Raw genomic sequence first — 14558 nt, 5'->3', positions numbered from 1 at the left:
TAACTGAACGATATTATTTCAGCGTAAATCAATCAGCTCCCAACTCACCTATAGGCACATTCCTTAAGCTAATTGGGCTCGTTCTTACTAAACACTGACTCGCCTATCCCTAGACACTGTGTCAAAATACTCGCCCTCACGACGACAACACATAAAGAACCACGTATATGAATTTTCAAGCTGCTATTTTTGATATGGATGGACTGCTGCTCGACACCGAGCGACTTTGTATGCGGGTATTTGAAGAAGCATGTCACGCGCAAGGTGTTCCGTTTTTGCAAGATGTTTACCTAGGCATCATTGGTTGTAATGCAAAAACCATCGAACAGATTTTTCGAAATGGTTACGGTGAAAACCTAGACTACCCAGCGCTGAATAACGAATGGCGAACCCGCTACAGTGCGATTGTTAAAAACCAAGCAATCCCGGTAAAAGATGGCGTAATTGAGTTGCTGGAGTGGCTAAAGTCGAATGACATTCCAATCGCGGTAGCAACCTCAACTCAACTAGATATCGCCAAGAAGAAGCTTGAGTTAGCAGGCCTAGATTCTTACTTCACTTCACTAAGCACCGGCTGCGAAGTGACTCACGGTAAGCCTCACCCAGAAATTTACTTGCTGGCGGCAGAACGCCTAGGTGTTGCGCCTGAAACTTGCTTGGCGTTTGAAGATTCAAACAACGGCATTCGCGCTTCTATGGCAGCCAACATGATCAGCTTCCAGATCCCTGATTTAGTAGAGCCATGTGACGAAGTAAAAGCACTTGGTCACACCATCAGCCCTTCTCTACATCATGTATTGGCACAGCTTCAACAAGCTGCAGCTTAGGCTCTCACTACCGTTGATAATGCTTTTATCTGTCTCGTCCTAAAATACGTAGACAAGCCTCTCTATTAAGCCGACTCACAGAGTCGGTTTTTTTGTTGGTATAGTTTTTATAAAAGATAAAAAATCGCGCTTGAAACTGTTAAAGTCGATGTGAAATAAATGCTAGGTGATCAACAAGATTGCTAACGTCTACATATGGAGAAAGAGACGCGTGAAGGAAAAGTTTGAAGACCAACTGCTTGATTTTGCACAACGAGAAATGACACAAGACGCAGCGCACGACATTAGCCACATTAAGCGCGTCGTTAAAACCGCTAAGGCTTTATGTGTTCAAGAACAGGCTAAGCTTGAAGTCGTTCTGCCTGCCGCTTATCTTCATGACTGCTTCACCTTCCCGAAGAACCATCCAGCCAGAGCCAAAAGCTCGCAAATGGCAGCAGACAAGGCGATCTCTTTCCTCAAATCTATCGAGTATCCTGCGTCCTATCTGGATGAGATCCATCATGCGATTGTCACGCACAGCTACAGCGCCAACATCACACCAGAAACTTTGGAAGCTCAAGTCGTCCAAGATGCTGATCGTCTCGATTCTCTTGGTGCGATTGGCATTGCTCGTTGCTTGTATGTGGGTCAAAGCTTTAACGCAGAGTTGTATAACCACGAAGACCCGTTCGCGAAGCAGCGTGACTTAGATGACAAGCATTACAGCGTCGACCACTTCTACGTGAAGCTGTTTAAGCTCGCTGAAACCATGAATACAGAATCCGCCAAGTTAGAAGCCAACAAGCGCACTGACTATATGCGTGGCTTTCTTGAGCAGTTGAGTACGGAAGTTTAATGGTTTAGAAAAAGAGACACACGATAAGGAAGAGACAAGGATATGGAAATAAACCGCTTTAAAGCATCCGACGCCGACGAGATCGTCACTTGGTTCACATCTCTCGAAGACTACGTACTGTGGGGAGGACGAACCTTTGGTTGGCCGTTAGAAGCCTCTTCCATCATCGAACGTTCTCAAGAGCCCCATGTCGAGCTTTACACATTCTCCACGTCTAGCACTAACTCGAATACCAATGACTTGCTCGGTTTTATGGAGTTTCAACGCATGTCAGACAATGAACTTCGTTTCTGCCGAGTTGCTATTCACCCAAACCAACGAGGCAAAGGGTTAGGACAATCGATGCTTGAAACGGCCTTAAAGGTGGCGAAAGAAATACCAAATGTCACCACCATCACCTTGGCCGTATTCAAGCAAAACCACGGCGCAAAACGCTGCTACGACAAAGCGGGCTTTGAGGTGGTCGACAAAGAGCCAAGCGTTAAAGAATTTAATGGTAAAACATGGCCCTTGTATCAGATGGAATTAAAGACCTCTTAATTGGCTTTCATTTGATTTGAAGACAATGGCTTAAGCTCCTTTTCATATAGAAATCAATCCCCATATCATAAAGAATCGCTTTAGTTTGGAACCTCCAATGACCCAAGAAAAATTCGACACCATTTACCAACGTGCCGCTCACCGTAAAGGCGGGGCAGCTGAGCTAGAAAAGATTGTTCGTGCACCTCTTTCACAAGCCGAGTTATCACAAATCACCGACGACCGTTGGCTAGCCGCCTTTACCGAGAAGGTATTCCAGTGTGGGATTTCGTGGAATGTGGTGAGGAAGAAATGGCCGCAATTTGAAGAAGTGTTCTTTGAATTCGACATCGAAAAGATGCTAATGCTGCCGAATGAGATGTGGGAACAGAAAGCGCAAGACCCGCGTATTATTCGTCACCTTACTAAGGTGATGACTATCCCTGCCAATGCCACCATGATTCATAATGCCAAGCGTGAAGCCGATTCATTCTCACAAATGGTTGCCGACTGGCCATCAGAACGCATTACAGAACTTTGGGACTACCTGAAGAAACACGGTAAGCGATTAGGTGGTAACACCGGTGCTTACACCTTGCGCCAGATGGGTAAAGACACATTCATCTTATCATCGGACGTTGAAGCGCACCTGCGCAGCACAGATGTGGTTGATAGCGGTCGTAACACTAAGCGAGCACAAGTTGCGGCAAGTAAGGCTTTCAACGAGTGGCAGCAGCAATCAGGTCGCAGCCTGAGCGAAATCAGCCAGATCGTGGCATACAGCTGCGGCGATAATCGCGTCTAGTTTTAGGGCTAATGACTTAAAGCTCTAGATTGCACACAGTTCCTTGCAAACTAAATGTTATAAGTCATTAACAAATAAGCGTGCATCGCACTTTCATCCGGTGGAATTGTATAGATAAATGTATACAATATAGGGTAATACTCATGAATTATTCTCAACCAACCCAACTCGACTAAACAAGGGTCCTTATCTCTATGACAGTTCTCAAAAACTCTGTCTCCAAAGGTGTAAAAACGAAAGTAACAGGCCAGACTCAAGACGATGTTGTTTACTGCCATATCTTCGATGCGATACTAGAACAAAGGCTGCCACCAGCCACCAAATTAAGCGAAGAAGCATTAGCAGAAATCTTTAGTGTTAGCCGTACTATTATTCGTCGTGCCTTGCTGCGCCTATCTTTAGAACAAGTTGTGGTGATCCGTCCTAACCGAGGTGCCGTGATTGCAGCACCCACAGTAGACGAAGCCAAACAGATATTTAAAGCACGCGAAGTGATGGAAATTGCTATCACAGAGCTAGCGGTTAAAAACGCGACCAAAGCTCAAATCGAAGAGTGTAGAAAACTGGTCGCGAAAGAGAACTGCGCCTTCGACCAAGGTGACTATGGTTCTGGCTTACGTTTGTCTGGTGAGTTCCACATCAAACTGGCTGAAATGGCTGAGAACGCGCCACTGCTGGCTTTTCAACGCAGCTTGGTATCGCAAACTTCTCTGCTTATTGCCCAGTACGAAACCGGCAGCCACTCAAACTGCTCTCTCGATGAGCATGAAGGATTGCTTGATGCGATAGAGTCTGGAGATGAAGAGCAAGCCGTTGACCTAATGCGAGAGCATTTAAGCCACATTCGCTCTAAGCTAAACCTAGACAGCAGCACTGCATCGAGCGACCTGCATGTTGTGTTCTCAGATCTGCTTAAGAACAAATCATAATCGCTTCTATAAGCTATTAATGACTAACTGCTAATAGTTTCTTGTTGGCAACTATCAGTTAACAACTTTTTGTTAACAAGACGGGAGAGAAGTAAGCCTCTGCGATTACTTCTCTTTTTTATACCCTCCCTATAATGATAGACGCGAAGATCGACTCATTTCACCTCAAAATACTCTCGTTTCTGAGCAGAATAGTGCTCTTAGCCTCTATAACATTTACTCCCTAGTGCAAAAATTATTGTCTTTATTTTGTATACATAGCCATTAATTCATTCACACCACAAAACTCAACACTTCCAATTTAAATCCCAATAAAACAAACAACTACATCCAAAATTAAATTGTACACAATCCACCAAAGTGCAATGTTGTTGCATTTTTGTAAATAAATAGTTGACCACAGGGTCAGGATGGATAATTATTGACCTAGAAGTCAAAAAGAATACACATGGAACAATGTCGATTTACAAGGAGGTCTCTTGATTACTTTTTTGCTCAATCAGGAAATAAGACGTGAAGACAATCTGTCACCTAACATGACAGTGCTCAACTACCTTCGTACCAAGGTTAATAAAACCGGTACCAAAGAAGGTTGTGGGTCAGGTGACTGTGGCGCATGTACCGTCGTTCTCGGTGAAGTAGTTGATGGACAACTGCAATACCGTTCGGTGAACTCTTGCCTTACATTTGTGTCAGCGTTACACGGTAAGCAGCTGATCACAGTAGAAGATCTGCAAAACCGAGATAAGTCATTACACCCGGTACAGAAAGCGGTCGTCGATTTTCACGGTTCACAGTGTGGTTACTGCACGCCGGGCTTCATCATGTCGATGTTTGCCCTAGGCAAGAACAAACCCGATGCGAGCAAAGAAGACGTCATGGAATCACTGGCGGGTAACCTATGTCGTTGTACAGGCTACCGACCAATCGTTGATGCCGCGATGTCGCTTTCAACAGACCAACCTTTGATCGACCAATTTGCTGAGCTTGAACGCAACACCATCAAGAAGCTAGAAGGTATTCAAGACACCGAGGCCAACTTACGCCTTGGTCACCTCACCGCTTTTTCCCCGAAAAGCACTGACGAGTTGGCCAAGCTTTTTCAAGCGCATCCGAACGCGAAGCTGGTTGCTGGCGGCACGGATTTAGCACTGGAAGTGACACAATTCCATCGCGAGATTGAAACACTGATCAGCGTAAACCTTGTTGAAGACATGAAGGTATGCGAAGAGACCGACACCGATTTAATCATTGGTGCCAACCTACCTATCAGCGATTCTTACTCACTACTGAAAAAACACTACCCAGATTTTGGGGAACTATTGCACCGCTTTGCTTCACTTCAAGTTCGTAACCAAGGCACCATCGGTGGCAATATTGCCAACGCTTCACCTATCGGTGATACCCCTCCTCTACTGATTGCCCTGAACGCGAAGATCAAACTTCGTTGTGGTGATGAGTCACGCACCATGCCGATTGAAGATTACTTCATCAGCTACAAAGTGACAGCGCAAAAAGAGAGTGAGTTCATTGAACAGATCATCATTCCTAAGCCAACCAACGACAGCTTCCGAGCTTACAAACTGTCTAAACGTTTAGACGATGATATCTCTGCGGTATGTGGTGCGTTTGATATTCAAATCGAAGATGGCAAGGTTTCTTACGCTCGTATCGCTTTCGGTGGTATGGCTGCAACACCTAAGCGCGCGGCGCGTTGTGAAAATACGTTATTAGGCAAACCGTGGACAGACGCTAATATTAAGTTAGCAATGCAGGAACTGTATAACGACTTTGAGCCACTATCTGATTTCCGTGCAAGCCAAGAATATCGTTCATTGTCGGCAGCAAATATGTTGCGTCGTTACTTCATTGAACAACAGAACAAAAACAACCAAGTCGAAACAAGGGTAACGTCTTATGTCTAAATCACACGAGCATGCGATGACCCACGAAGAGATGGTTACCATTGCAAAACAAGACCTAAAAACTGGCGTAGGCAAAAGCGTTAAACACGACAGTGCAGCCAAGCAAGTCACGGGCGAAGCGGTATACATTGATGACCGCCTTGAGTTCCCCAATCAGCTGCACGTCTACGCACGCCTGAGCACTCAAGCGCACGCAAACATCACCAAGATAGATTTATCACCGTGTTACGAATTTGAAGGCGTGGCGATTGCTATTCAAGCCAAAGACGTACCGGGTGAACTGGATATCGGCGCAATTCTTCCGGGTGACCCACTGCTTGCAGACGGCAAAGTAGAATACTACGGCCAACCGGTGATTGCCGTGGCAGCTAACGATTTAGAGACAGCACGCAAAGCCGCACATGCAGCCGTTATTGAATACGAAGAGCTACCTGCGATTCTTGATGTAAAAGAAGCGCTAGAAAAAGAGCACTTCGTAACAGAAAGCCACACTCAACAGCGTGGTGATTCGAAAGCCGCACTGGCAAAAGCAAAACACGTAATCTCTGGCGACCTAGAGATCGGCGGACAAGAACACTTCTACCTAGAAACCCAAATCAGTAGCGTAATGCCAACCGAAGACGGCGGCATGATCGTGTACACCTCGACGCAAAACCCAACCGAAGTTCAAAAGCTGGTTGCGGAAGTGATTGGCGTACCGATGCACAAAGTCGTGATTGATATGCGTCGTATGGGTGGTGGTTTCGGTGGTAAAGAGACTCAAGCAGCCTCTCCTGCGTGTATGGCAGCTGTGATTGCCCACCTTACAGGCCGACCTACCAAAATGCGTCTGCTGCGCAGTGAAGACATGCAGCAAACCGGTAAACGCCACCCGTTCTACAACCAATATACCGTCGGTTTTGACGACAATGGTGTGATTCAAGGTGCCGACATTACCGTTGCAGGTAACTGTGGTTACTCACCAGACTTATCAAGCTCAATCGTAGACCGCGCGATGTTCCACTCAGACAACGCCTATTATCTAGGTGATGCAACTGTGGTCGGTCACCGATGCAAAACCAACACAGCATCGAATACCGCTTATCGTGGCTTTGGTGGCCCGCAAGGCATGATGACTATTGAACACATCATGGATGAGATTGCGCGTTACCTGAAAAAAGATCCTTTGGAAGTACGTAAGGCAAACTACTACGGCGAAGAAGGCCGTAACGTGACCCATTACTACCAAACCGTTGAAGACAACTTTTTACCTGAGATAACCGAACAGCTTGAGCGCAGCAGTGACTATCACGCACGTCGTAAAGACATTGCTGAGTTCAACAAGCAAAGCCCTATATTGAAGAAGGGCCTAGCAATCACACCAGTGAAATTCGGCATCTCGTTTACTGCGACTTTCTTGAACCAAGCAGGTGCGCTCATCCATATCTACACCGATGGCAGTATTCATTTGAATCACGGTGGGACGGAAATGGGGCAAGGCTTGAACATCAAAGTTGCACAAATCGTTGCACAGGAGTTCCAAGTCGATGTCGAACGTATCCAGATCACCGCTACAAACACAGACAAAGTTCCGAACACATCACCAACCGCAGCCTCATCGGGCGCCGACCTCAACGGTAAGGCCGCGCAAAACGCCGCAATAACCATTAAGCAGCGTTTGATCGAATTTGCTTCTTCACACTTCAAAGTTTGGCCTGAAGAAGTCATCTTCAAGAACGGTATGGTGAAGATCCGCGATGAGATCATGACCTTTAACTCGTTTGTTGAACTGGCTTGGTTTAACCAAATCTCGCTGTCGAGCACTGGCTTCTACCGCACTCCGAAGATCTACTACGATCACGAGAAAGCGCGCGGTCGCCCGTTCTACTACTACGCGTACGGAGCATCTTGTTCAGAGGTTATCATCGATACTCTAACCGGCGAAAACAAGATTCTGCGTGTCGATATTCTGCATGACGTGGGCGCTTCATTGAACCCTGCGATTGATATTGGCCAAGTCGAAGGTGGCTTTGTGCAAGGTGTAGGTTGGTTAACCACGGAAGAGTTGGTTTGGAACCAGCAAGGCCGCTTAATGACCAATGGCCCAGCGAGTTACAAGATCCCTGCGATTGCTGATATGCCGATTGATTTCAGAACGCATCTTTTGGAAAACCGCAGTAACCCAGAAGACACCGTCTTCAACTCGAAAGCCGTAGGGGAACCGCCTTTCATGTTGGGTATGTCGGTATGGAGCGCACTAAAAGACGCCATTAGCTATGTCGCCATCGATGGCGCGATTCCTAAGCTCAACACACCAGCAACGCCAGAGCGTATTCTGATGGCGATTCAGGAAGTGACTGAAACGGCTCCGACTTCGGTCGATGCACAATCAGAAACGGCTTAGGACGTAATAGACCGCTAGGGAAGCATAAAAGGGATTTAGGAGGACGTATGTTTAAGGATAATTGGATTCACGAACTGGCAAAACTGGAAGAGAACTACGAACCATGTGTGATGGTGACAGTGCTTGAAGACAAAGGCTCAGTGCCGCGTGATGCGGGTACCAAGATGCTTGTCACTCGTGACCGAATCATCGCTACGATTGGTGGTGGTCACCTTGAACATGTGGCCACCAAAATGGCGCGTGAAATGCTGATTGCCAGCGAGAAATCACTCAAAGTAGAACGCTTCAACCTAGGCGCTCGTTTAGGCCAATGTTGTGGCGGAATGGCAACGTTAAGCTTTGAACCGATTGGCACTCAGCAGAACCACCTTGTGTTGTTCGGCGCAGGCCACGTTGCCAAAGCGCTACTACACATTGTCGCAACCCTGCCCTTCCGCGTGACCTGGATTGATGAACGCGAAGAAGTATTCCCTGAAGCGCTGCCACACGGTGTGAAAAAGCTTGTCTCAGACGATCCAGTCGGTGAAGTGAAACACATGCCACCGAACAGCTATTACCTAGTGATGACCCACAACCACCAGCTCGATTTTGACCTAACCAAAGCGATTATCGACCGTGAAGACAGCCGTTACTTTGGCATGATCGGCTCGCTTACTAAGCGTAAGAAATTCGACTTCCGCTTAGAACAGCGTGGCTATAGCCAAGAGCAAATTGAAACCATGATTTGCCCGATTGGCATTAGCGCCGTGAATGGTAAACATCCTGCCGAAATTGCGGTATCGGTTGCGGGTGAACTGATCGCACACTATCAAGGCCAAGCGCTTGAACAAAAGCGGCCAACCAAACAATATCGAAATCAGGATTTGACCGTTCAACACAGTCAACCAAGCGATGTAGGCGAACCACCATTGGAAGAGAAGATCGCCTAATACAAGTCGCAAAGCTTCAGTGGCCATCACGTCGCTGAAGTCATTAAAAGGAAGTAAACATGACAACGCAACGCAAAGCTTATCGCGCCAGTATTTTACACAGCGTCGCCGACCCAAAAGACGTCGGTATCGATGAGTCTTACGACTATTTTGAAGACGGTGTTTTAGTGGTTGAGAACGGCCACATCGTCGATTTAGGCCATGCCGATGACGTATTGGCTCGCCAGCCTAAAACACTCGAAGTAAAAGAATACAAAGATAAGCTAATCACCTCTGGCTTTATTGATACGCACATCCACTACCCTCAAACAGGGATGATCGCGTCTTACGGTGAGCAGCTACTTGATTGGTTAGAGAACTACACCTTCCCAGAAGAGAAACGCTTCAAAAACCCAGTTTATGCACACAAAGTGGCGAAGCTATTCCTAGACGAACTAGCAAGCAACGGCACCACCACAGCACTCGTGTTCGGCACTGTGCACAAAGAGTCGGTTAACGTTTTCTTTGAAGAAGCTGAGAAGCGCAACCTACGTATGATTGCAGGTAAGGTACTAATGGATCGCAACGCGCCAGACTACCTCACCGACACGCCAGAATCTGGCTACGCCGACTCCAAAGAACTGATTGAGAAATGGCATAACCGCAGCCGTTTACTTTACGCGGTGACACCTCGTTTCGCGCCAACTAGCACATCAGAACAATTGGCTACCGTTGGTAAACTTCTTGAAGAATACCCTGACGTATACATGCACACACACCTTTCTGAAAACGAGAAAGAGATTGAATGGGTAAAAGAACTGTTCCCTGAACGCGACAGCTATTTGGATGTATATGACCACTATGGTCTACTGCACAAACGCTCCGTATTCGCCCATGGTATTCACCTGTCTGACTGCGAATGTAAGCGTCTAGCGGATACCGAATCTGCCATCGCTTTCTGTCCGACCTCTAACCTGTTCTTAGGCTCAGGTTTATTCCGATTACCAGAGATGGAAGAGCACGGCATTCGTGTTGGTATGGGTACCGATGTAGGCGCAGGCACTAGCTTCTCGATTCTGCAAACGATGAGTGAAGCCTACAAGATCATGCAACTACAACATAAGAAGCTTCACCCAGCTAAATCCCTGTTCTTAGCAACACTAGGCGGCGCACGTTCTCTGCATTTAGAAGACAAGATCGGTAACTTGGAAGTAGGAAAAGAAGCGGATTTCGTAGTGCTCGACTTGCACGCCACACAATTGATGCGCTTTAGAATGGAACAAGCGACCAAGCTTGAAGAGAAGCTATTTGTACTAATGAGTTTGGGTGACGACAGAACCGTCAGCGAGACTTACATCTACGGTGAGAAAGCCTACGACGTGAACTTCAAAGATTACCAAAAGCTCGTTAGCTAGACTTAAAACCGAGTAACAATCGCTAGACAGCGGCAGCCGTCGTTAATTAAAAATCCGTCCAGATTTATCTATCCTTGAAAGACCAGTTGCTGATGCCACTGGTCTTTTTTGTGCTTCATTCAAAGAAATATAAATTAACCGCTCACAGACAACGATCTTCGGTGACGCCAAGTCATTATATTGATAGGTTAATGTTTATACATTTCGACTTCATACTTCACTTTAGCATCTCTCTCAAACATTCGTTTCTCAGCTAAATGGAAGCACCTAATCTAGAAAGGAATTCTATGTTCGAACAGGTCGTCAGCATTCTGTTTCCCGTTTTTGCTCTAGCCAGTGCTGGCTTTGCTGTCGGTCGTTGGCTCAAACCCGATTTCAAACCGATCAATCGCATCAACATGGATGTTTGTATCCCTGCTTTGGTGTTTGCCTCGCTGACCACCATGCCTCTCGACACTGAACAACTGCCACTCATCTCTGCGTCTTTGGTTGCGGTGTTAGTGCCAGCTTTATTAATGATTCCGATCTGTAAGATCTTTAAGCTCAACTTCAAAGCTTGGGCTCCGCCACACATGTTTCGCAACAGTGGCAACCTTGCGATCCCCCTATTCACGTATACCTTTGGCGAAAGTGCATTAGCCCCAGCGGTACTGCTGTTTGTGGTGTCGGCGTGTGTTCATATCAGTGTCGGTTTGGCGCTACTAAGCGAAGGTAACCCGATCAAACAGATCCTCAAGATGCCTATATTCTTAGCCGCCGCATTAGCGATGACGTTGAACCTATCTGGCATTGCAGTGTGGAATCCAATCTATGAAGCCACTTCGCTACTCGGGCAAGCAGCCGTGCCTATCATGCTGCTATCGCTAGGTTCGCAAATGGTCAACTTAAGGCTAAGCGGATTAAAAGTCGGCTTGTTGTGCACCGCTCAATCACTGTTTACTGGCGCCATCGCCTTTACCATCATCTACTTCTTTATTCCGCTGCCAACGCTGCACCTGAAAATGATGGTGCTATTCACCATGCTGCCACCCGCAGTGATGAATTACCTGTTTGCAGAACGCTTCAATGTAGAGCCCCCCAAGGTCGCGTCTATGGTGTTGTTCGGTAACTTCTTAAGTGTGGTAACGCTGCCGATATTGCTGTCTTTTGCCCTGTCGATGCCCTAAAAATTACTGCAAGTCCGCTGTACGACAGGCACACAAGATAAAAACATAAAGTTCCCACCCTAAGAATAAATATCATTGTTGATGTTTACGTTAATGTTTAATAAACGCACAAAATAGAAACTCAATACAAAATAAGTTTGATATCACTCTTTCCCTCACCCCCCCTTTCTGAACAAAAACACAAAAATGAACAACAAAATATTTTATTTATTTTGACTTTGTTCTCCTCGAGCTTCATCTTCCTCAAGTTACCTAGTTAATAAAATACCATCCGATTTTCGCCCCGCTGGCATTACCTTTTATAAGTCATATGAAAATTAAAAATTTAATACCTCTACTGCTATGTACCTTCTCTCACCAAGCATTGTCTGCTGCAAATTTCACTACAGATTTTGTAGAGCTTGGGATTCAAACAAAGCCAAATGGTATTAGTTTGGAAGGGGTGCGAGATATCAATGACAGCCTGGCGCTTCTGGGTGGAGTAAGCTCAAATGCCGATCTCGATGAAGACAACTATGACGTCTATATCGGCCCTCAAGTTTACGGTCCTATCAACCAAGCCATCGATCTCAATACTTAATTATTTCTTCACTACAACAAAGGCTCTTACGCTCCAGGGAAAAGCAAAGCCTTTATTGAATTCAACGCAGGGCTTCGAGCCTGGATTACCCAACGAGTAGAGGCAAATGTCATGGTCGGTGCAAATGGAGAGCATTCGATCTTTACGTTTGGCGCGAGATTCCATGCAACGGATAAAGCCGCGTTCTCGATATCTTCTAAGAACAACGGGATTTATGGGCCTCAACTACAACTTGGGGTTAGATACAATTTTAGTTAACTGACTGTAAGTAAATGTTCTTAAAAGCAAAGTAGCCATTTGATGAGACATCTTGTATTCAACATACTTAGCGCAGCAAAAATTAACATCAGAAGGGCTAGGCGCCGATGAATTACTGAAGCTGCGTTCGAAATACATCGCGAATCAACAGCGAGCATCAGAGACATTGACTCAAGACTTTGACGGTAAGAAGGTGCGTATACCTGGATTCCTGGTTCCAATTGCTTTCTCAGCGCCCCTCGTTGCTACCGAATTCTTGTTAGTTCCTACAGCAGGAGCGTGCATACATATGCCACCACCACCAGCGAACCAAATTGTCAGAGTCTCTTACCCCGAAGGCTACAAAGTAGAAACCGTTCAGTACCCAGTTTGGGTAGAAGGCGTGATTTCGTTAAAACTGACCACCGACAATGTATATCTTGTCGATGGCGATACCGATCTGACCATGGGGTACGATATGAATGCTTCGTTGGTAGTGAATTACCACTAACTAAAACGGCGTGAACCACGAAGTGCTAATGCTAGCTTTGGTTTCACCGACAACTCATAACCTATAACAAAAAGAGCCGCATCGAGGCTCTTTTTAACATCCAATCAATCCCAGACTAGCTTGACGGTTCGAAAATCAACGTATTGTCATGCCCGATAATCGTCAGCTGTTCACCTACATCGTCGTAAGCCACAGTAACGCTCTCTTCGAATGTATCAAAAATCAAATTCTCTTGAATCGCTTGAGTTCCACTACAGCCCATTCTCGTGCTGACAATTGGGGTGAATGCCAAATAGCCCTGCTCAAATGTCGTCACGTGGGTGAAAAAATGGTTACACCCCGTACGGCCATAAATGTTGTCTCGTGCTATTTGTATTGATGCTTGGTGTGTCGGCTGCTCACCATTAACACGAATAAGATTCCAAGGCCCCATAACAGCCTGGTGCATTGGTGATAACTCATGAGAGGTTTCTATTTCTTGCGCTTGAACGGCTGTTCCTAACACTCCAGAAAATAACAACACACTAAGCGATAAAATTACTTTTTTCATTATTCTTTCCGTTACTTATGAATTACCAACGTGTGAATTTAATTGAGACTGCTTCACCCATTCCCAGCCCTAACCCGCCAGCTTTAAGGTCAAAAATCTCTCCAGCTTCTCGGTCCCAAATTTTCACCTCATGGTAAAACAAGCCGCTGAAATAATGCCCCTTATTATCGAGTAATTCGATCTGTTTCCCCTTCTCAAGCTTATCGAAGAATCGCTCATCAATATAAGATGAACCAGAGAAAACAGGGATTGTTGTAATACCAGCGAAACGCATCACTAGCTCACCATAATCACCAACAGCACAGGCAATCACAATACCGGCACCGCCACAGGTCGTTACACGATATTGCCAGCCAGAATCGGTAGTAAAGGCACGCTTGATCGTTCCTCGCCCTAATACACCATCTATTTGAATATGAACTTCTTCTGGCAATGTCGTGCCTTTAATTTCAAACATATGAGGTTGAGAGTTACGGAAGTAAGGTATAGACATACCTTGACTAACGAATCGCTTAGTCGGTGTGATAACTTTGATTCTTAACCTATCACCATCAGTGTAACTAATGAGATTAGACAGGGAGCTCGGGTCATTCATATCAAGCTGTTCAATATCAACCCAAGCACCTTTGTTAATTGAATAAAAAGCTTTCATCTCCTCGCTGCCACTTTCTCCAGACATGTCCAAGCTATTCTTGATAAATAGTGTTGAACTTAGCGCCGAGTTAGAAAACAGCAGGGTTAATAATAGAAATGTAAGTTTAATTTTCTCCAGCATATACTGACCTTAATATTTAATAAGTATTTAGCTGGCAGGATGTTATGTACAAAAAAAAAGAAAAACAACACATGATAAAATAATATATTAGAATCAAGTTGGGGCGCATACTTTTTTACGGTTTATAATAATATAACTATCATACTTTAGAACTAGAAATATAACATTTAACAAGATCAGAAAGAAAAAA

General features: G+C 45.6%; 14 protein-coding genes. 12 read left to right on the top strand and 2 right to left on the bottom strand.

Annotated features, from left to right (window positions below; all coding sequences use genetic code 11):
* Positions 1-167 precede the first annotated feature (167 nt).
* The 12 genes from CWO27_RS04920 (at position 168) to CWO27_RS04865 (ending at position 13043) form a co-directional block, all read left to right on the top strand.
* Positions 168-827: an HAD family hydrolase gene (locus CWO27_RS04920; RefSeq protein WP_048663839.1), complete on the top strand. Its 660-nt coding sequence runs from the start codon at positions 168-170 to the stop codon at positions 825-827.
* 211 nt (positions 828-1038) lie between these two features.
* Complete coding sequence (locus CWO27_RS04915; RefSeq protein WP_107898652.1) at positions 1039-1665, top strand: HD domain-containing protein; 627 nt, start codon at positions 1039-1041, stop codon at positions 1663-1665.
* A gap of 42 nt (positions 1666-1707) precedes the next feature.
* Complete coding sequence (locus CWO27_RS04910; RefSeq protein WP_107898651.1) at positions 1708-2205, top strand: GNAT family N-acetyltransferase; 498 nt, start codon at positions 1708-1710, stop codon at positions 2203-2205.
* Positions 2206-2302: 97 nt separating this feature from the next.
* Complete coding sequence (locus tag CWO27_RS04905) at positions 2303-2989, top strand: DNA-3-methyladenine glycosylase I (protein ID WP_019821260.1); 687 nt, start codon at positions 2303-2305, stop codon at positions 2987-2989.
* A gap of 194 nt (positions 2990-3183) precedes the next feature.
* On the top strand, positions 3184-3918 hold the full coding sequence (locus CWO27_RS04900) for a GntR family transcriptional regulator (protein ID WP_048658960.1): 735 nt from the start codon (positions 3184-3186) through the stop codon (positions 3916-3918).
* A gap of 479 nt (positions 3919-4397) precedes the next feature.
* Positions 4398-5843, top strand: a complete 1446-nt coding sequence (gene xdhA / locus CWO27_RS04895; RefSeq protein WP_107898650.1) for a xanthine dehydrogenase small subunit — start codon at positions 4398-4400, stop codon at positions 5841-5843.
* Positions 5836-8226: a xanthine dehydrogenase molybdopterin binding subunit gene (gene xdhB, locus CWO27_RS04890; RefSeq protein WP_107898649.1), complete on the top strand. Its 2391-nt coding sequence runs from the start codon at positions 5836-5838 to the stop codon at positions 8224-8226. The genes xdhA and xdhB overlap by 8 nt, the downstream gene beginning before the upstream one ends.
* A 47-nt stretch (positions 8227-8273) precedes the next feature.
* A complete protein-coding gene (xdhC, locus tag CWO27_RS04885) occupies positions 8274-9155 on the top strand; it encodes a xanthine dehydrogenase accessory protein XdhC (RefSeq protein WP_107898648.1) in 882 nt (293 codons plus the stop codon).
* Between the two features lie 59 nt (positions 9156-9214).
* Positions 9215-10549, top strand: a complete 1335-nt coding sequence (gene guaD / locus CWO27_RS04880; protein WP_107898647.1) for a guanine deaminase — start codon at positions 9215-9217, stop codon at positions 10547-10549.
* 287 nt (positions 10550-10836) lie between these two features.
* The gene (locus CWO27_RS04875; protein ID WP_107898646.1) at positions 10837-11715 is read left to right on the top strand and encodes an AEC family transporter; all 879 of its coding nucleotides are present in this window, start codon (positions 10837-10839) and stop codon (positions 11713-11715) included.
* 310 nt (positions 11716-12025) lie between these two features.
* Positions 12026-12295 (top strand): hypothetical protein, encoded by a 270-nt coding sequence (locus tag CWO27_RS23725; protein WP_240698860.1) that lies wholly within the window; start codon positions 12026-12028, stop codon positions 12293-12295.
* Positions 12296-12605: 310 nt separating this feature from the next.
* Positions 12606-13043 carry a DUF3299 domain-containing protein gene (locus CWO27_RS04865; RefSeq protein WP_219907880.1) on the top strand — a complete coding sequence of 146 codons (438 nt, stop codon included), beginning with the start codon at positions 12606-12608 and terminating at the stop codon, positions 13041-13043.
* Positions 13044-13158: 115 nt separating this feature from the next.
* Here the strand turns inward: CWO27_RS04865 and CWO27_RS04860 are convergent, their stop codons facing one another.
* On the bottom strand, positions 13159-13593 hold the full coding sequence (locus tag CWO27_RS04860; RefSeq protein ID WP_017105036.1) for an META domain-containing protein: 435 nt from the start codon (positions 13591-13593) through the stop codon (positions 13159-13161).
* Positions 13594-13615: 22 nt separating this feature from the next.
* Positions 13616-14368: a hypothetical protein gene (locus CWO27_RS04855; RefSeq protein WP_107898645.1), complete on the bottom strand. Its 753-nt coding sequence runs from the start codon at positions 14366-14368 to the stop codon at positions 13616-13618.
* Positions 14369-14558: the final 190 nt, after the last annotated feature.

This window comes from Vibrio sp. 10N.286.51.C3, from assembly GCF_003050065.1.
GTDB lineage: Bacteria > Pseudomonadota > Gammaproteobacteria > Enterobacterales > Vibrionaceae > Vibrio > Vibrio crassostreae.
The sequence above is the reverse complement of the archived record's forward strand: the minus strand, read 5'-3'. Positions and strand labels throughout refer to the sequence as shown.